The following is a 17,420-nucleotide window of genomic DNA, read 5'->3' as shown; positions in this document are numbered from 1 at the left end:
GCCCAGCCCTCAGTCATGGGCCACCTGGACCAGGGCGGCCCAACCTGGGCCCGCGGGCAGCTCCCCCAGCCTCGCGGCGAAGCGGTAGAGCCTCCCGGCCCCGTCGGCCACCTGGACCCGCACCCCCTGGGCCTGAACGGGGAGGGGGACCACCGCCTCCCGGGCCAGGGGCGGGTCCTGGACCCGGACGGGGCCGAAGGTGTGCCAGAGCGGCCGGAAGACGCCGGCCATCTCGCCGTCCACCGCCCAGCCCTCCACCAGAGGCGGCCCGTCGCCGGGCCCGCCGGCCGGTGCCCCAGGCCCCTGGGGCAGGCCCACCAGCCGCAGCCGGACCGCCCGCCCTTCCCGCCGCGCTTCGACCCCCACCGGGGCCCTCTCCCCTTCGACCCCACAGGGGGCGGGTGCCTCCTCCCACCAGATCTCAAGGGCCGCCCCGTCCAGGGCGCTCAGGCGCCGCCGGCAGGCCTGGAGGGCCAGGGGCGAGAGGTCACAGCCCAACCACCGCCGGCCCAGACGCTGGGCGACCACCAGGGTCGTCCCCGTTCCGGCGAAGAGGTCCGCCACCACGTCGCCCGGCCGGGAGGAGGCAAGGAGGATCCGCTCCAGGAGGGCTTCGGGTTTCTGGCCCGGATAGCCCAGGTGCTCCTTGGCCGCGCTCCGGGTGCCAAAACCGGGCAGGTCGGTCCAGAGGCCGTCGATGGTCGCCCGGGCCTCATCCAGGTAGTACTTCTTGTACCGCTTCCCGGTGGGCGAGACGTAGATCCGGCCCTGAGCCTCCAGACGGCGGATGGAGGCCTCGGTGTAGTTCCCCAGCTGGACCGCCCGGAACCGTCGGCCATCGGGCTCCTTTAGCCGGTAGGCGGCCGCCTGCTCCGGCGAGAGGGGCCGGGTCAGCTGGGTGAAGTGGTACCCTTTGGGCCTCTTGGTGTAGAAAAGGATGGACTCGGTGTTCCGGGGCCACTGGGGCGAGGCGCGCTTGCCCCCCTTGCCCGCCGCATCCCGCCGCCAGATGATCTCGTTCCGGAAGGTGCCCGGCCCGAAGAGCTCATCCAGGAGAACCCGGACATACGGGGCCACCTGAGGCCCCAGGTGGACGTAGAGGCTGCCCGAGTCGCTGAGGAGCTCCCGGATCAGGACGAGGCGGGGGTAGAGCATCTGGAGGTAGCCGGCGAGGCCCTCGGGCCAGCGATCCTGGTAGGCCACGGGGTCGGCCGGGTGGGCGCCCCACCGGCGCCGGAGGGCCCGCTGCAGGCCAAAGGGTGGGTCGATGTAGACCAGATCGACCCGCCCCCGCCAGGCCTGGAGAAGGTGGGCGGCCACATGGAGGTTCTCCCCCCAGTAGAGCTGGCCCGCCTCAACCTCTGGGGCGCCCCACCGCTCGGCCAGCCGGAAACGGGGCTGGATCTGGCGGGCCTCGGCCAGAACCTGCTCAGGCGTGGGCTTGCCCGGCCAGTGGAGGGTGGGGCTGGCGGGCCCTCGGCGGAGGGGGGGCCCGTCAGGGCCGGCCAAAGGCTCCATCCTCCCTGGCAGGGCCGGTGAAGACCACCTTCACCGCCTCCCGGCGCTGGGGTCCCAGGCTCAGGGCCAGCGCCTCCCGGTACCGCTCCAGCGGGAACCGGTGGGTGATCATCGCTTCCAGGGGCAGATCGGGGCGGCCTTCGAGCAGTTCCATGGCCAGCTGGATGGTGTGGACCTGGCGGCCGCCCACCTGCTCCAGCTCGTACCCCACGCTCCCCACCACCCGGAGCCCCTTGGACCAGACGAAGGTCCAGTCCAGCTGGGGGATCTGGCCCGCCGCCCCGGCCACCACCACCCGCCCTCCGGGCCGGGTGACCCGCAGGGCATCGTCCAGGCTCGCCCGGGAACCCACGCAGTCGTAGGTGACGTCGAAGCCGCCGCTCACCACCGCCCGGCCCAGGACGGGCTTGAGGATGCGGGCCCCTGTCACCTCCCGGGCCGCTCGGAAGGCGGGCGCCTCCCCCCGGCGCCACCGGTAGACCCGGTCGGCCCCGAACCGCCGGGCCAGCTCCTCCTGGAGGGGGTACTTGGCCACCACCGTCACGTGGACGGGAAGCTCCAGGAGGCGCAAAGCGGCGATGGTGGCCAGGCCGATGGGCCCCGCACCCACCACGAGCACCCGCGCCCCTTCCCCGGGCGGCTCCCGGAGGACGGCATGGAGGGCGATGGCCAGGGGCTCCACCAAGACCAGCCGGTCGTCGCTCAGCCCGGCCGGCGCGGGAAAGAGCTGGCTCCGGTGGGCCAAGAACTCCTCGGACCACGCGCCGGGCAGATCCCGGCAGAAGCCCAGGAGCATGCCCGGGGCGAAGGCCCCCTGGTCGAAGTTCTCACACATGCAGGTCTCGCCCCGCTGGCAGGTGGGGCACGGCTCCAGCCCCCGCACCTGGCACGGCAAGAAGGGGTTGACCACCACCCGCTGCCCCGCCGCCACCCCCGCCTGGGGCCCCGCCTCCACCACCCGGGCGACCACCTCGTGGCCCAGGACCGCCGGGAAGGAGACCAGAGGCGAGAGGGCCGGGCTGTTTCGGCCTGTAATCGTCCCCAGATCGCTCCCGCAGATCCCGGCCAGGATGGGGACCAAGCGGACCCAGTCGGGCCCCGGCAGGGGCCGCCGGGGGAGGGTGATCACCCCGACGTTGGAGAGACGGCCGTAGTACAAGGTGGGCAGGCGGCGGCCCAAGGCCTTCGCCGCCAAATACCGGGGGATGGAGAGGCGGTACCCCACCCCCCGGACCACCGCGGCCACGTCAGCTCATGGGGACCTGGCTCACCAACCGGTCCCCCACCCGAGCAAAGATCTCGTCCAGGCTCTCGCCGGTGATGGTCAGCCCGTGGTTCTTCAAGCCCACCACCGCGTGGGCGGGATCGGGCGCCTGGCGGAGCTTCTCCACCACCGCTTGGGCCATCTCCAGGGTCCCGCAGGGGTAGTTGAAGGGCGTGGCCTCCACGCCGTCGATCCAGGCGTGGGCGTGGAGGATGGCCCCGACCCCGGGAAACTCCTGATAGATCATCCAGTGCTCGATGGCGTCCACCGAGACCCGCCGGGGCGTGACGTGGGGCGGCACGCTGAGGAGGATGACATTGCGCGCCCCGTCGTACCCCTTCACCATGAGGATGTCCCGCCCGATCTCCCGCATGTTGGACTTGTCCACGCCGCTTGCGCTCATCCAGAAACGGGTGCTGTCTTTCCTGGCGCTGAAGTTGCAGTAGCTCAGGCCGCCCACGCCGAAGAGCTTCATCAGGTGCCGCCGGTCCCGCTCGGTGAGGACCTCATCCAGCGGGAAGGGCGCGGGCAGGAGGCCCATCTCGTCCAGCCGCTTGCCCGCCCGGCTGATCTGCTCCGTCAGCTCATCCCCTTCCCACAGCTCCTCCTCCAAATCGGGGATGAACTCGTTGTTGATGACCAGCGTGGACGTGGCCAAGGGCTTGAGGCGCGCGTAGACCCGGTCGAAAAAAGACGCCTCCTGGCCTGGACCATACGGCTCGACGTAGTGGCCCTGCTCCAAGGTGACGAAGTGGACCTCCAGCGGCTGGCCTGGCGCCAGCGCCTGGCCGTCCTGGGCGGGGCCGATGTACATGAGGAGGTTCCCCAGGTTGCCGATCAGAACCCGGTACGCCTCCCGCACCGCGTCGCGGATGGGTTCGGAGCTTTCGGCGATGACGGCCACAAAGGTGCCCTGGGCCTGACGGCGGAAGGGACGGAAGCGGTCCCGCTCCACGAAGTGGAGGACCAGTTGGAGCTCCTCCGCGCCCTCAGCCGCCACCTGCTCGTACCCGTCCTGGGCAAGCCGTTGGGCCAAGCCTTCTGCAAACCAGGTCCGGAAGGGGCTGGCCGCCCCCTGGTCACCAGCCATGGAGATGGCAAAACGCTGCGAGGCCAATGAGGGTCTCCCTCCCGAAGTCGTGACCCTGGACGTGCCGCGCCAGGGTTCAGACACGTCCCATTCTTTCACTCCTGAGATTCCATATCCTTCTGCGGGCCGCCGGGGGGGAGCCGACGGAAGGCGGGAGAGCGCGTCTAGAAGGCGTTTGGGTCGAGCCTGGGCAGAAGGGCCTCCATCTGGGCGCGGGTCATGGGACCGGTCACCACCTCGCGGATGACGCCCCGGGCGTCGATCCAGAAGGTGGCGGGCAGGCCCCGTACCCTGAACTGGGAGGCGAGGGCTTGGTCCGGATCCACCCCCACCAGGCCCCGCAGGGGGGTCCCGTCCAGGGAGCGGCGGACGGTCTGGGGCTGCTCGCCCACCGAGACCCAGAGGATCGTCACTTCCGGGTGGGCCTGGGCGAAGGCAACCAACTCCGGCAGCTCCGCGAGACACGACGAGCACCAGCTGGCCCAGAAGTGGAGGAGCCAGGGCCGGCCGGCCAGGAGGCTGGGCGTCACCGTCCGCCCGTTCAGATCGGTGAGGGCGAAGTCAGGCACCCGGAAGCCCCGCTCGGGAAGGCGGTGGTGGACGCCGACACCCGTCGCGACGGTGAGCCCGATCCAGACCAGGACGCCCAGGAAGACGACCGCCACCATCATCCGTTGGGCCCGAGGCATGGCCACCCCTCCCCTTGTGATCCTACCGGCTGGCCGGCGAATGGGGCAGGGTCGGCCGTCCCAGGATGGATGGCCCCTTCCTCCCCCCGCGGGGCCGAATTGGACCAGGCCAGGCGGCCTTCCGCCGCCAGGAACCGGGCGGCGTCAACGGCCCGGGAGGAGGAAGATGGGATCCTGTTCCGAACCCCAGGGCGGGAAGCCTCGCGGCGCGTGCGCGTGTTTGGGGCACCCTGTGGAGGGTAAAGGGAAGGAGGTCGCCAGACGTGCTTGCGGAGTGGGAAGGCCCCAAGATCGGTGTGGTGGGCTCGGGCTTGGTGGGATCCACCTTCGCCTACACGGTGATCATCCAACGCCTGGCCCGGGAAGTGGTCCTGGTGGACATCAACCGCGACAAGGCGGAAGGGGATGCCATGGACATCCGGCACGCGCTGGCCTTCGCCCGCCCAGCGCTGGTCCATGCCGGCACCTACGACGACCTGGAGGGGGCCGATCTGGTGGTGCTGGCCGCGGGCGCCTCCCAGCGGCCGGGGGAGACCAGGCTCGACCTCCTGAAGCGGAATGTGGAGATCTTCCACCAGATCGTCCCCGAGGTGGCCCGGGTGGCGCCTCGGGCGATCCTGCTGGTGGCGACCAACCCCGTGGACATCCTCACCCTGGCCACCCAGCGGTTCTCCCAGTTTCCCAGCCAGCGGGTCCTCGGCTCGGGCACCGTTCTGGACACCGCCCGCCTGCGGGTCCGGTTGGGGCAGATCCTCCATGTGGACCCCCGGAGCATTCATGCCTCCATCATCGGCGAGCATGGGGACTCGGAGCTGGCCGTCTGGAGCCGGGCGACCGTGGGCGGGATCCCCTTGGACCAGCTGGCGGAGGCGGGCATCCCCGAGGCCAGGCAGCTTGCTGACGCCGCCTTCCGGGAGGCGCTGGTCAACGACGTCCGCCGGGCGGCCTACGAGATCATCCAGCGGAAGGGCGCGACCTATTACGCCATTGCCGCCGCCCTGGCCCGGATCGTGGAGGCAGTGGTTCACGACGAAGGATCGGTCCACACCATCTCCACCCTGGCCACGGGCTATCCGGACGCGGAGGACCTCTGCATCGGCGTGCCCGCCATCCTGGACCGGGGGGGTGTCCGCCGGGTGGTGGTCTTGCCCCTGGCGCCCGATGAGGAGAGGGCTTTCCGCCGCTCGGCCCAGATTCTCCGGGAGGCGGCCGCGGAGGTGGGCCTCCTTTAGACCCGGGCCGACTCGCCCCGCTCGTGGGCTCGCTGGCGGCGCCCAGGCGAGGGGATGATGGAGAGGATGTACCCACCCTGAACCAGGTCCACCCGCCCGTCCGTGTCGGTCCACTGGCCGCTCATCTCGGGTCCCAGGGGGATGGCCACCGCGCCGTGGTCGGGACCGTCGGGGATCCGGCCCAGCACTCGGAGGGTCCGGGTGGTGGGGACCCGGTCGTCCACGTAGATCTGCTCCACCTCCAGGCGGACCTGGGCCAGCTCGTCCTGCCCATGGCGCAGGTTGACCACACAGAGGGTCCCCTTCAACCGCCGGTCCAGCTCCTCGGCCAACATGTCCAGATCCTTCACCGGCTGCACGCGCACCGTGCTCCCTCCCGCGCCTTCTGGTCGCGTCTAGGGTGCCTCCGCCCGGGTCCTCCCCTTCGGGAGACGGCCCCCCTCCGGGAGCCAGTATGCGGCAAAGGAGGGAGCCAGCCGTGGACCTTCAGGTGAAGTCCCTGGCGGAGCCTGCCTCGCCCAGGGACGGCACCCGAGTGCTGGTGGAGCCCCCAGGGGTCCCCGAAGAGGCCCGGCTCGAGGAGGAGGCTCTTTGGATGCCGGAGCTGGCCCCTTCCGCGGGGCTCCGCCGGTGGTACGAGCAGCATCGCCAGTGGGAGCTCTTCCGGAGCCGGTACCTGGTGGAGCTCCTGACGGGCCCCGGTACCCCGCTCCTGGAGCTGGCCCGACGGGTTCGGGAGGGGCCCCTCACCCTCCTCTCCGCCACGCCGGGCCCCCACTCCCCCGCCCAGGTGGTGGCGGAGGTGGTGGCTCACCTGGTGGAGCCGCCGCCCAAGAGCCTTCTCCGGCGGCGCCTCCGCGCGTGGCGGGCCACCCTGCCCGCGGAGACGGCGGCCGCCTGGAGCCGGCAGATCCACAGGATCCTCACGGGTCGGGCCCTCTGGCGGGAGGCCCGGGGGGTCCTCCTCTACCTCTCGGTGGGTCGGGAGGTGGCCACAGGGCCTCTGGTGGAGGCGGCCCTCCGGGAGGGGAAGACCCTCTTCGCGCCCAAGGTGGACCGGCGCCGGCGCCAGCTCCTGCTGGGCCGGGTGGCCGACCCCGCCGCCGATCTGGTTCCCGGCCCCTTCCAGGCCATCCCCGAACCTCGCACGGCCCAGCCCCCGGAGGCGGTGGCCCTGGAGATCGACCTGGTTCTGGTCCCCGGCCTCGCCTTCGACCCCTTCGGCCACCGGGTGGGCTACGGGGCGGGGTATTACGACCGGCTCCTGGCCCGGCTCCCTGCCGGCATCCCCCGGGTGGGCCTGCTCTACGCGGGCCAGCTGGTGCCCCGCTGTCCCGCCGGGCCCACAGACCAGCCCCTGGACGGCCTGGTCTGCGAGCACGGCTGGCTCCACCCCTGGCCCGCCGGGCAGCCAGGATGAATTTGGTCCCGCTGCGGAGAATGGGGGTGGAGGGGGTACTCAGTACGGGAGTCCGTCACTCCCTGTGAGGAGGTTTGGGCACCTTGAGTGAGGTTCGCATCGAGCGGGACTCCATGGGTCCCATGGAGGTTCCGGCCGGGGCCTACTACGGCGCCTCGACCCAGCGGGCGGTCCTCAACTTCCCAATCAGCGGCCTCCGGTTCTCCCGGGCCTTCATTCGCGCCCTGGGGCTGATCAAGCGGGCGGCGGCTGAGACCAACATGGAGCTGGGCCGGCTCGACCGGGAGCGGGGCGAGGCCATCGTTCAAGCGGCGCAGGAGGTGGCCGACGGCAAGCTGGACGAGCACTTCGTCCTCGACATCTTCCAGACCGGCTCGGGCACCTCCACCAACATGAACGCCAATGAGGTGATCGCCAACCGGGCCAGCGAGCTCCTGGGCGGGGAGCTGGGGAGCCGGAAGGTTCACCCCAACGACCACGTCAACATGGGCCAGTCTTCCAACGACGTGATCCCCACCGCCATCCACCTGGCCGCCCTGGAGCAGATGGAACGCCATCTGATCCCCAGCCTGGAACGGCTCCACGCGGGGCTGGCGGAGAAGGCCCGGGCCTTCGACGACATCGTCAAGATCGGCCGGACCCACCTGCAGGATGCCACACCCATCCGCCTGGGCCAGGAGTTCAGCGGGTACGCCAGCCAGATCGAGCACGGCATCCGCCGGATCCGCCAGGCCCAGAGGGAGCTGGGTGAGCTGGCCCTCGGCGGCACCGCGGTGGGCACGGGGATCAACACCCATCCCGAGTTCGCCCGCCGGGCCATCGCCCGCCTGGCGGAGATGACGGGGCTGGAGCTGCGGGAGGCGGAGAACCACTTCGAAGCCCAGGCGGCCAAGGATGCGGCCGTCTTCGCCTCGGGCGCCCTGAAGACGGTGGCCGTCAGCCTGATGAAGATCGCCGACGACATCCGCTGGCTGGGCTCGGGCCCCCGGTGCGGCCTGGGCGAGCTGAAGCTGCCGCCGGTCCAGCCGGGCTCCTCCATCATGCCGGGCAAGGTGAACCCCGTCATCTGCGAGTCGGTGATGATGGTCTGCGCGCAGGTGATGGGGAACGATTTGACCATCACCATCGCGGCCGAACGGGGCAACTTGGAACTGAACGCCATGATGCCCGTCCTGGCCTACAACCTGCTGCAGTCCATCGAGCTGCTGGCCAACGCCGCGGCCAACTTCCAGGAGAAGACCATCGCCGGCCTGGAGGCCGACCGGGAGCGGTGCGAGAGCCTGGTGGAGCAGAGCCTGGCCATGGTCACCGCGCTGGTGCCCCGGATCGGGTACGACCGGGCCGCGGAGCTGGCCTACAAGGCCTACGAGACGGGGAAGACCATCCGGGCCGTCTGCCTGGAAGAGCAGGTGCTGCCGCCGGAGGAGCTGGACCGGCTCCTGGATGCCCGTCGCCAGACGGAGCCGGGCGGGAACTGAGGGGGATCTGGCGGGGGCGGCCGGACCGGCCGCCCCCAGGCCGTCTCGCCCCGTCTTGTCTACTCCCGGAGAAGGAGCCGGGTTTCGGGCCCGTCCAGGGCCACCTCCAACCCGTGCCCGCCCGCCTGGAGCTGGGTCCCCGTGATCAGGTCCCGGTAGCGGCCTGACACGCCGGCCAAGACCGTCCGGACCGGGCCCGGGGTCCGGGTGGTGACCACCACCAGCTCCTCCCCGCCGCCCGACCGGGTACAGGCGTAAAGCCCCGCCTCGTCGTCCACCGCCAGCCGGGTGACCACCGGGCTCCAGAGCGCGGGATGCTGGCGCCGGAGGCGGATCAGGGTCTGGAAGTGGGCGAAGAGCTCCCGGCCCGCCTCCCCCCACTCCTCCCACACCAGGGGAGCCCGCTGGGCGTCCCAGTTCTCCCCCTTCTCGCCCAGCATCCCCCGCTCGTCCCCGTAGTAGATGACGGGCACGCCGGGGAGGGCGAAGAGGAAGGTGCTCAGGGCCTTCAACCGCCGGACGGCCACGGGGTCGGGCCGATCCCCGAGGTTCCCCCCGCCTAAGGCGGTCAGCACCCGGGAGGTGTCGTGGGAGCCCATGACGTTGAAGTTCATCAGCACCGCCTGCTCGGGGTAGACGAGGAGAGCCCGCCGGAGGGCCCGGTCCAGCTCCGTCGCCCCCAGCCCACCCTGGCCCCGGTAGAAGCCCACCAGGGCGTCCCGGGCGAGGGGATAGTTCATCACCGCATCGAAGCGGTCCCCTTCCAGCCACTCGGGCTCCACGTGCCAGATCTCCCCCACCACGTACGCCTGGGGATTGATCCCCTTCACCGTCAGGCGGAACTCCTCCCAGAAGCCCGGCTCCCGGATCTCGTTGGGCACGTCCAGCCGCCAGCCGTCGATGCCGAAGCGGGTCCAGTAGCGGGCGACCCCCATCAGGTACGCCCGGACCTCGGGGTTGGCCACCCGGAGCTTGGGCAGGGAGGCCACGTTCCACCAGGCCTCGTAGTTGGGGCCCTCCACATCCACGGGGAAACCGTGGAAGAAGTACCAGTCTTTGTAGCGGGAGGCGGCCCCCCGCTCCATCACATCCTGGAAGGCCCAGAAGCCTGTCCCCGTGTGGTTGAAGACGGCATCCAGGATCACCCGGATCTCCCGCCGGTGGGCCTCGTCCAAGAGCGCCCGGAAGGTGTCCAGATCCCCCAGGCGGGGGTCGATGCGGAAGTAGTCGACCGTGTCGTAGCCGTGGGAGCTGCCCGAGGCAAAGATGGGGTTCAAGTAGATGCCGCCCACGCCCAGCTCCGCCAGGTAGTCGAGGCGGTCGATGAGCCCGGCCAGATCCCCCCCGTAGTACTGCTCGCCCGTCCCGTGGGTGATGGGCCCGCCCCAGGGGGTGGTCCCGGGGGGGTCGTTCGACGGATCGCCGTTGGCGAACCGGTCGGGGAAGACCTGGTAGAAGACCCGGCCTTGGGTCCACGGGAGGACGGGGAAGGGGGCGAGGGCCCCCGGGCACAGCCGGAAGGTGCCCGCCTCTTGGGGATCGGGGGCAAGCCCCCGGGCCCCAAGGAACCGCTCTCCGTCGGGTCCTGCGAGGGCGAAGCGGTAGGCGATGGGCTCAGCCAGGTCCGCCCCGTGAATGACTGCTTGGAAGACCATCCAGTCCCCCAGGAGACCGGCGGGGGTCATGGGCAGGGTGGTCCAGCCAGCTTGGCGCCACTCCAGCCGGGGGACCACCTCCGGCTGGCGGAGGCGGAGGCGCAGGATCACCCGGGTCGTCTCCGGTCCTTCCACCACGTTGACGTCCGCTCGGCGGGAGGGGTCGAAGAGCACCCCCTCGGCAGCCGGGTCGGTTGCCATCAGCTCACCTCCGAAGGGTGGCGGGGAGCCCGCGGAAATCTTCCAGGGCCCGCGGTGTATCCCACCGCGAACAGCCCTTCAAGCTAAGGATGCACGCAGTGGCTCAGCGAGGTGGAAGGGGGGAAGGGCTTGGATTTGAACATGGGCTGGGACCAGTGGAAGGAGACGCTGGCCAAAGCGGTGCGCGCCGGGGAGCGGGCCGGCCTGGGACACGACAGCCTGGTCAATCAGGCGGAGCAGATCGGGGACTTCCTGGAGAACAAGGTGGATCCGGCCACCCCCGAACAGGCCGTCCTGCGGGACCTCTGGCGGGCCGCCGACGAGTCGGAGCAGAAAGCCATCGCCAGCGCCCTGATCAAGCTGGTTCAGCGGTAGACCCGTCACCACGGGGCACCCCGGGGCGGCCTCACTGGCCGCCCCGGCCAGACCCATCGATCCGCCGGTACCGGAGAAAGAGTTCCCGCTCGTGCAGGTAGAGGCTGACCGGCTCCAACTCCGGCAGGGGCTCGAGCACCGCCGGCCCGTCCACCGCGGTGAGGTCGGCCCGGTAGCCGCCGATCCGGGGGGCCACCGTCAAGAAGAGCTCATCCGCCAAGCCTTGGGCGAAGAAGCTGTGGTTGAGGCTGGGCCCGCCTTCCGAAAGCAGGTACGCCACCCCCCGCTCCCGTCGGAGATAGGCCATGGCCCCGGCCAGGTCCACCTGGTCCTCCCCCAGGACGACCACCTCAGCCACGGCCCGGGCTGCCTCCACCCGCTCCGGCATGGCCCGGCCGGTGGTGAGGATCAGGGTCCGGCCCGGCACCTGGCGGAAGAAGGGCGCGTCGAAGGGCAGGTCGCAGGTCCGGGTGACCACCACCGCCAGGGGGTGCTCCTCCCGGCCGGCCGCCCGGCGCTGGGCCCGGAGGTCGTCGGGAACCCGGGGGAAGTACCCCGCGTCCCGGACCGTCCCCGCGCCCTGCAGGACCGCATCCGCGTGGACCCGGAGCCGGCTCATGAGGATCCGGTCCAGTTTGGAGCCCAAAGGCGTCCGGATCCGGCCCCGCCCCAGGGTGACCCGCCCATCCAGGGTGGCGACCATGTTGATCCAGGTGTAGGGCCGCTCGGGCGGCGGCGGGGGGAAGGTGATGGCATCGTAGATGGTGTGGGGCGCCTCCACCTCGGCAGGCGACGGGTAGAGACGGAACATAGGAACCCTCCCTTCCGCCGGCGGGCGGGATCCTCCGCCCGTCCTAGCTTGCGGCGGAACGGCGGCCGCCATCCCCGAGGGCGAGGGAGGAGTCCCCGATCCTCCGGCGAACGGGGAAGTGGCTTCGCTCCGGGACAGGCCCTTTCCTGCGTCGGGCGGCCTGCCTGGGCAGGTGGGAGGTGCTGCGGCCGTGGACGGCTTCGTGGTGAAGACCGGGGACCTTTTCCTGTTCACCGGTCCCAGCGATGAGCTGGCCCGGGGGGAGACGGGCCTCTACCACCGGGACACCCGGTACCTCTCGACCCTCCAGTGGACCATCAACGGGGAGGTCCCGCGGGCGCTCCACACCTGGGTGGAGGGGGCGGAGAGCCGGACGGTCCTCGGCTTCCCCCTCAGCCGGGAAGGGGAGGTCTCGCCCTACGCGGTGGAGGTGGACCGGCGCCGTTTGGTGGGGGACGCCCTCTACGAGGAGCTCACCCTGACCAACCACCACCGGGAACCCCTCCCGATCAAGCTGGTCCTCACGGCGAACGCCGACTTCGCCGACATGTTTCTGGTCCGGGGGTACCCCCTGCAGGGGGAGCGGCCGCCGGTGGAGCGGGCCTTCACGCCCGAGGGGTTCCGCTTCCGCTACCGGGGCCGGGACGGGGTGGAGCGGGCCACGGTGGGGCAGGTCGAGCCCTTGGCCCAGGTGGAGGGTGAGCAGCTGGTTTGGGAGCTGGAGCTGGCACCCCAAGTCCCCTTCACCGTCCGGCTCCGGGTGGCCGTGGGGGAAGGAGAGGCACGCCCCCTTGACCCAGGCCAGCCCGTGGCCGACCGCCTTCGGGAGGAGCGCCGGCGGCGGCAGGAGGGGGCGGAAGGCTGGCGGGCCGCCACCACCACCCTGGAGGCGCCCGACCCTGACCTGGTCCTCCTCTGGGAGCGGGGCCGGGAAGACCTCTACCACCTGGCCACGGAGATGGGCGACGGCCTGGTGCCCACCGCGGGGATCCCTTGGTTTGCCGTCCTCTTTGGCCGGGACAGCTTGATCGCCTCCCGGGAGGCCCTCCTCCTCACCCCGGCCCTGGCCCGGGCCACCCTCCTCACCCTGGCCCGCTACCAGGGGAAGGCCCGCGACCCCTTCCGGGAAGAGGCCCCGGGCAAGATCCTCCATGAGCTCCGGCAAGGGGAGCTGGCCCGGATGGGGCTCTTGCCCCACACCCCCTACTACGGGAGCGTGGATGCCACCCCCCTCTTCCTCATGCTGGCGGGGAAGGTGGTCCGCTGGACCGGGGACCGGGACCTGGCCGAGCGCCTCCGGCCCCACGTGGAGGCGGCCCTGGCCTGGGTCACGGGCGAGGGGGACCTGGACGGCGACGGCTTCCTGGAGTACGACGGCCGGGGCCTCCTCACCAACCAGGGCTGGAAAGACTCCTTCGACTCCACGGTGGACCCCGACGGTCGCCTGGCCCAGCCCCCCATCGCGCTGGTGGAGGTCCAAGGGTACCTGGTGGCCGCCCTCCGGAGCGCCGCCTTCTTGGCCCGCCTGTGGGGCGAGGCGGATCGGGCCCACCAGCTGGAGGCGCTGGCCGCCCGCCGCCAGCAGGCCCTGCTGGAACAGTACCGGATCGGGGAGGGGCTCTACGCGCTGGCCCTGGACGGGCAGAAGCGCCCCGTCGCCTCGCCCACCTCCAACCCAGGCCACCTCCTCTGGGCGGGGGCCGTCCCCAACGAGGAAGGGGCGGCCATCACCCGGCGGCTGATGGCGCCCGACCTCTTTTCCGGGTACGGCCTGCGCACCCTGGCGGAGGGGCACCGGGCCTACGACCCCTTGAGCTACCACAACGGGTCCGTCTGGCCCCATGATACGGCCCTGGCCTTGCGGGGCATGGCCCGCTACGGTCAAGGCGAGGCGGCCGCCCGGCTGGCCCGGGGGCTGGTGGAGGCCTCCCGCTTCATACCCCTCCGCCGCCTGCCCGAGCTCTTCGCAGGCCATCCCGCCCGTCCTGGAGGGCCGGTGCCCTATCCCGTCGCCTGCTCTCCCCAGGCCTGGGCCGCGGCCGTTCCCTTCCTCCTGGTGGAGGGCCTTCTCAACCTGGAGGTGGACGGCATCGCCCGGGAGCTCCGGGTCCGGCCCTACTTGCCTCCTTGGCTCCCCTGGCTCTCCTTGCGGGGGCTCCCCGTGGGCGACCATCGGGTCGATCTCAAGGCGGAGGGCCAGGGCTGGCAGGTGCAGGTGGAGGCCAGGGGCCTGCCCCCAGGCTGGCGGGTGGTGGCACCCGATCCCGGGTCCAAGGCTGACGGGTAGCGGGTGCCCGAGGGAGCCTCCCGACTCCCGGGCGCGGCGACCGGCCGCCGGACTCGGGGCCGGCCGCGGGGCTACCGGCCGCCGTCGGGCCCGGTCGGCCCCGCGCCTTCGGTGGCCCCTTGGAGGGCCTGCAGCTCCGCCTCCACTTGCCGGATCAGCTGCAGGAGGCGGGCCTGGGGCCGCACGGCCGACGGTTCCTGTCCCAGCTCCCGGGCCAGCTGGCCGATCTCCATCATGGCGTTCTGCGCCCGCCGGAGCCGGGCCCGGGCCTCACCGGCTTTTCGGATCCTCTCGGTCACGCTCGCTCCCTCCCCGCTCGCGCGGGGTTAGTCTGCCCAGGGGGACCCACCCCCGGGCAGGCCAGGGGTGCTGGCCCACCCGACGGCCTGGGGAAGGGGCGCGAAGGAGTCCTGGACCCCGTTCCGAACCTCTTGGTGGAAAGACCTGCCTGGGAACCCGGCTGGACCGCGTCGCGAAGGAGGAGATGCCCGTGTCCCGAACCGGCCTCAGACAGCTCGGCTGGCTGGTGGTCCTGGTGGCTTGGGTGCTCGTGGCCGCACCGGGGAGTGGTGCCCAGACCATCGCCTCCCGCCAGCCCGTCAGCCCCGAGGTGGCGGCTCAGGCCGCGGAAGAGGCGCTGAACTACGCCCGGGTCCAGTATCCCCTCAACGGGGAGAGCCAGCAGGGGATGCCCTTCCGGCTGGGCGGCCAGACCACCCTGGAGCAGTTTCTGGAGGCGGTCCAAAACGGTGCCGATCCCCGCTCCATGGGCGTGGATGCCTCCGGGCTGGTGGTCAACGTCTACCGGTCCGTCATCCCAGGGCTCACCTTCCTGATGCAGGGCGGCCCCGCGGGGTTGGTGGAGGTGACGGATGCCAACAGCGCGGCCATCTTTTACTGGAACGTGAACGCGGTGGATCTGGAGGAGGCGGTCCCGGGGGATCTGCTCTTCTTCAAGGGGGCCAGCGGTGATCCGACGGGGGTGGCCATCATCACCCGCATCGGGCCGGACCGGGTGGACTTTGTGGTCGCCTCCGCCCGGCAGGGCCGGGTGGTGGAGACCTTCGCGCGGCCGGGCAGCGCCTACTGGCAGGGGAACATCCTGGGGTTGGGACGGCTCTTGGTGCCTTGAGGGGCCTTCCCGACGGCGGCCGGGCAGGCCGCCGTCTCCCATGGAGGGCGGGGGCTCCCCTCAGCCTTGGCCCGCCGCGGCCTCCCGGGGCGACGGCCCCTGATGGCCGTCGGGCGCCTGGCTGGGCCCGTCCAGGTGGGCCAGGGCCTCCTCGATGGCTCGGGCCACCTGGTCGATGGGTTGATCCCCGTCGATGGGATGGAGCAAGCCCCGGGCGGCATAGTAGTCGACCAGAGGGAGGGTCTTCTCCCGGTAGGTGCGGAACCGTTCCCGCACCACCTCTTCCCGGTCGTCATCCCGCTGCTTGAGGGCACCGCCGCACCGGTCGCACAGGCCCGGCCGCTCGGGGGGGCGAGAGGTCAGGTGGTAGGTGGCGCCGCACCGGGAGCAGACGCGGCGCTCGGCCAGCCGCTTGACCAGCTGCTCCTCCTCCACCTTGAGCAGGATGACGCCATCGAGCTTCAACCCCATGCGGTCCAGAAGCCTGCCCAGCTCATCGGCCTGGGCCACCGTCCGCGGAAACCCGTCGAGGATAAAGCCCCGCCGGCAGTCCGGGCGGCGGAGCCGGTCTTCAACGATGCGGATCATCAGGTTGTCGGGCACCAGGTTCCCCTCGTCGATGGTCCGCCGGACCACAGGCCCCAGGATCTCGCTCTGAGCCGCCTCGCGCAAGATCTGCCCCGTGGAAATGGCGGGCAGCTGACGTTTTTCGGCCAGGATCTCTGCTTGCGTGCCTTTACCGCCGCCTGGCGGTCCGAGGAAGACGAGTCGCATGACGCACCTCACCCCAGGTGATCTTCCCACAGGCCCGTGGCCATCCTTCCATGCCGCGTGCCTGGACCCGACAGGGCCTCACGGGTTCAGTATGCAAAGAACACGGAAACCATGACTTCACGGACTTGCCCTACTCTTTCGTCTTCTTCACCCTTGTCCCTCTGGCCCGTCAAGTTTTCCCTGGGGATACCCCCTGACCAGCCCGATGCCGCCGCCTCACCCTCGGGATGGACCGTCAGGGCGGAACCACCTCCCACCATGCGCCACCTCCTCATGGAGGTTCCTCAGCAAGGTCCCGGCCTCCTTCCGCCAGGATCCATGGAAAGTGCTAGGCGTTCCAGCAAAAAAGAATCCCCGGGCCAGCCGGGCCGGCCCGGGGCGACGGGAAGGCAGGCGCGGCCTGGGGATCACCCCGGCTGGCCGTTGACCGCCCGGAGGACCGCCTGCAGCACCTGCTCCTCGGGGACAGCCCCCTCAATCGCCTCGGTCTCGTTGATGACCGTCTTGGGCACCCCGTAGACCCCGTACCGCCGGGCGAGCTCGGGAAACTCCGTCGCCTCGACCATATCCGCCCGGACCTGGTCACTCTCCAAAGCGAACTGGTGGGCCAGGCGGACCGCCTGGGGACAGTAGGGACAGGTGGGGGTGACGAAGACCTGGATGTGGACCGGTTGGGTCAGCTCCTGAAGGGCTGCCCGGGTCTCGTCGCTCAGGTGGGTCTTCCCCCGGGAGAGGTCGACCACATCCTCCATGAACGTACGAAACTCGTACCCCAACGGCGCGCCGAAGAACCAGACACCCCGGTCCCGCCCGTCCTCGCCTGTGAGGGCGATGGCCGGAAGCCGATCCTGGGAGACCTGCCACTGGTCGAAGAGGTGGTCGTCCTCACCCACGTAGGCGATGGTCACCTCGATCAGGTCCGAGAGCTGGCCCACCTCGGCCATCAACTCCAGGGTTTGCTCGGCCAGAGGATTCCGCCGCACGCCCGGGATCTCCAACCGGGTGGGCTTGCGGCCGAAGGCAAAGATCTTCACCGGCCGCTCCAGCCGCTCCTTGAAAAAGCTCTCCACGTACCGGCGCTCCCGCTCCTGCAGAATGGCCACGCCACGCCCCTCCCTCAGCTGAACTTCATCAAGAGGTCCCGGGCCTGATCCATGGACGTCCGCGGATCCTGCCCCTGTTCCAGGCACTGCTCCAGGTTGTCGGCAATGAGGGCCATGGCCACCTTGGCCAGGGCGGCCCGCATGGCGGCCAGCTGCATCACCACTTCGTAGCAGGAACGCCCCTCTTGGAGCATCCGCTGGACGCCGCGGGCCTGCCCCTCAATGCGCCGCATGCGGGCGAGCAGCGGGGCGAGCCGCTCCGGATCGGGCTCGGGCGGCTCCACGTTCACCGCCGGCGGTGCCTTTTGGGAACGGGCCACGTCCACACCTCCCTGCCCGCCGAGGCCTGCGGGCCAGCACCAGTCACCTCATACCCCACCCCGTACATCCT

17 protein-coding genes are annotated in these 17,420 nt (G+C 71.1%); 6 read left to right on the top strand and 11 right to left on the bottom strand.

What is annotated here, in order from left to right; genetic code table 11:
- Window positions 1–9 precede the first annotated feature (9 nt).
- From FWJ67_RS02335 to FWJ67_RS02320, 4 genes are all read right to left on the bottom strand, one after another.
- Entirely contained in the window at window positions 10–1,509 is a 1,500-nt protein-coding gene (locus FWJ67_RS02335) for a site-specific DNA-methyltransferase (RefSeq protein ID WP_304172621.1), read from the bottom strand.
- Window positions 1,496–2,764: a zinc-dependent alcohol dehydrogenase gene (locus FWJ67_RS02330; protein WP_304172620.1), complete on the bottom strand. Its 1,269-nt coding sequence runs from the start codon at window positions 2,762–2,764 to the stop codon at window positions 1,496–1,498. The genes FWJ67_RS02335 and FWJ67_RS02330 overlap by 14 nt, the downstream gene beginning before the upstream one ends.
- A gap of 1 nt (window position 2,765) precedes the next feature.
- Window positions 2,766–3,872, bottom strand: coding sequence for a class II aldolase/adducin family protein (locus FWJ67_RS02325; protein WP_414482026.1), 1,107 nt, complete (start codon window positions 3,870–3,872; stop codon window positions 2,766–2,768).
- A 164-nt stretch (window positions 3,873–4,036) separates the two neighbouring features.
- The gene (locus FWJ67_RS02320; protein ID WP_414482024.1) at window positions 4,037–4,561 is read right to left on the bottom strand and encodes a TlpA family protein disulfide reductase; all 525 of its coding nucleotides are present in this window, start codon (window positions 4,559–4,561) and stop codon (window positions 4,037–4,039) included.
- Window positions 4,562–4,824: 263 nt separating this feature from the next.
- On the opposite strand from FWJ67_RS02320, the gene FWJ67_RS02315 reads away from it, so the two are divergent.
- Window positions 4,825–5,793 (top strand): L-lactate dehydrogenase, encoded by a 969-nt coding sequence (locus tag FWJ67_RS02315; RefSeq protein WP_304172617.1) that lies wholly within the window; start codon window positions 4,825–4,827, stop codon window positions 5,791–5,793.
- Here FWJ67_RS02315 and FWJ67_RS02310 read toward each other — a convergent pair.
- Window positions 5,790–6,158 carry a hypothetical protein gene (locus FWJ67_RS02310; RefSeq protein ID WP_304172616.1) on the bottom strand — a complete coding sequence of 123 codons (369 nt, stop codon included), beginning with the start codon at window positions 6,156–6,158 and terminating at the stop codon, window positions 5,790–5,792. The two genes, FWJ67_RS02315 and FWJ67_RS02310, sit on opposite strands and share 4 nt — an antisense overlap.
- 113 nt (window positions 6,159–6,271) lie before the next feature.
- Between FWJ67_RS02310 and FWJ67_RS02305 the strand changes: the two genes are divergently transcribed.
- Window positions 6,272–7,213, top strand: coding sequence for a 5-formyltetrahydrofolate cyclo-ligase (locus tag FWJ67_RS02305; protein WP_414482551.1), 942 nt, complete (start codon window positions 6,272–6,274; stop codon window positions 7,211–7,213).
- Between the two features lie 83 nt (window positions 7,214–7,296).
- Window positions 7,297–8,691: a class II fumarate hydratase gene (locus FWJ67_RS02300; RefSeq protein ID WP_304172614.1), complete on the top strand. Its 1,395-nt coding sequence runs from the start codon at window positions 7,297–7,299 to the stop codon at window positions 8,689–8,691.
- A gap of 59 nt (window positions 8,692–8,750) precedes the next feature.
- On the opposite strand, the gene FWJ67_RS02295 is transcribed toward FWJ67_RS02300, so the two are convergent.
- A complete protein-coding gene (locus tag FWJ67_RS02295) occupies window positions 8,751–10,547 on the bottom strand; it encodes a glycoside hydrolase family 13 protein (RefSeq protein WP_414482023.1) in 1,797 nt (598 codons plus the stop codon).
- Between the two features lie 129 nt (window positions 10,548–10,676).
- Here FWJ67_RS02295 and FWJ67_RS02290 point away from each other — a divergent pair, with 129 nt between their 5' ends.
- Window positions 10,677–10,922, top strand: coding sequence for a DUF3243 domain-containing protein (locus tag FWJ67_RS02290; protein ID WP_304172612.1), 246 nt, complete (start codon window positions 10,677–10,679; stop codon window positions 10,920–10,922).
- A gap of 31 nt (window positions 10,923–10,953) precedes the next feature.
- On the opposite strand, the gene FWJ67_RS02285 is transcribed toward FWJ67_RS02290, so the two are convergent.
- Entirely contained in the window at window positions 10,954–11,733 is a 780-nt protein-coding gene (locus tag FWJ67_RS02285; protein ID WP_304172611.1) for a RibD family protein, read from the bottom strand.
- 190 nt (window positions 11,734–11,923) lie between these two features.
- Between FWJ67_RS02285 and FWJ67_RS02280 the strand changes: the two genes are divergently transcribed.
- The gene (locus FWJ67_RS02280) at window positions 11,924–14,020 is read left to right on the top strand and encodes a glycogen debranching N-terminal domain-containing protein (RefSeq protein ID WP_304172610.1); all 2,097 of its coding nucleotides are present in this window, start codon (window positions 11,924–11,926) and stop codon (window positions 14,018–14,020) included.
- Window positions 14,021–14,091: 71 nt separating this feature from the next.
- Here the strand turns inward: FWJ67_RS02280 and FWJ67_RS02275 are convergent, their stop codons facing one another.
- Window positions 14,092–14,319 carry a hypothetical protein gene (locus FWJ67_RS02275; protein WP_304172609.1) on the bottom strand — a complete coding sequence of 76 codons (228 nt, stop codon included), beginning with the start codon at window positions 14,317–14,319 and terminating at the stop codon, window positions 14,092–14,094.
- A 191-nt stretch (window positions 14,320–14,510) separates the two neighbouring features.
- On the opposite strand from FWJ67_RS02275, the gene FWJ67_RS02270 reads away from it, so the two are divergent.
- Window positions 14,511–15,152 (top strand): hypothetical protein, encoded by a 642-nt coding sequence (locus FWJ67_RS02270; RefSeq protein WP_304172608.1) that lies wholly within the window; start codon window positions 14,511–14,513, stop codon window positions 15,150–15,152.
- 60 nt (window positions 15,153–15,212) lie between these two features.
- Here the strand turns inward: FWJ67_RS02270 and FWJ67_RS02265 are convergent, their stop codons facing one another.
- The 3 genes from FWJ67_RS02265 to FWJ67_RS02255 all read right to left on the bottom strand — a co-directional run bounded on the left by FWJ67_RS02265 (window position 15,213) and on the right by FWJ67_RS02255 (window position 17,349).
- The gene (locus FWJ67_RS02265) at window positions 15,213–15,926 is read right to left on the bottom strand and encodes an adenylate kinase (RefSeq protein ID WP_304172607.1); all 714 of its coding nucleotides are present in this window, start codon (window positions 15,924–15,926) and stop codon (window positions 15,213–15,215) included.
- A gap of 407 nt (window positions 15,927–16,333) precedes the next feature.
- A complete protein-coding gene (pdo, locus tag FWJ67_RS02260; RefSeq protein ID WP_304172606.1) occupies window positions 16,334–17,029 on the bottom strand; it encodes a protein disulfide oxidoreductase in 696 nt (231 codons plus the stop codon).
- A 14-nt stretch (window positions 17,030–17,043) separates the two neighbouring features.
- A complete protein-coding gene (locus FWJ67_RS02255; RefSeq protein ID WP_304172605.1) occupies window positions 17,044–17,349 on the bottom strand; it encodes a metal-sensitive transcriptional regulator in 306 nt (101 codons plus the stop codon).
- Window positions 17,350–17,420: the final 71 nt, after the last annotated feature.

The sequence above is a fragment of the Limnochorda sp. genome (assembly GCF_047459355.1).
In the GTDB taxonomy this organism is placed as follows: Bacteria; Bacillota; Limnochordia; order Limnochordales; family Limnochordaceae; genus Limnochorda.
Note: the sequence above shows the minus strand (reverse complement) of the source record. Positions and strands in the feature narration are given on the sequence as shown.

Bases quoted from the DNA above. Each gene is read 5' to 3' on its own strand.
- FWJ67_RS02325 (WP_414482026.1), bottom strand. From the start codon at position 3,872: ATGGCTGGTGACCAGGGGGCGGCCAGCCCCTTCCGGACCTGGTTTGCA.
- FWJ67_RS02320 (WP_414482024.1), bottom strand. From the start codon at position 4,561: ATGCCTCGGGCCCAACGGATGATGGTGGCGGTCGTCTTCCTGGGCGTC.
- FWJ67_RS02295 (WP_414482023.1), bottom strand. From the start codon at position 10,547: ATGGCAACCGACCCGGCTGCCGAGGGGGTGCTCTTCGACCCCTCCCGC.
- FWJ67_RS02285 (WP_304172611.1), bottom strand. From the start codon at position 11,733: ATGTTCCGTCTCTACCCGTCGCCTGCCGAGGTGGAGGCGCCCCACACC.
- FWJ67_RS02265 (WP_304172607.1), bottom strand. From the start codon at position 15,926: ATGCGACTCGTCTTCCTCGGACCGCCAGGCGGCGGTAAAGGCACGCAA.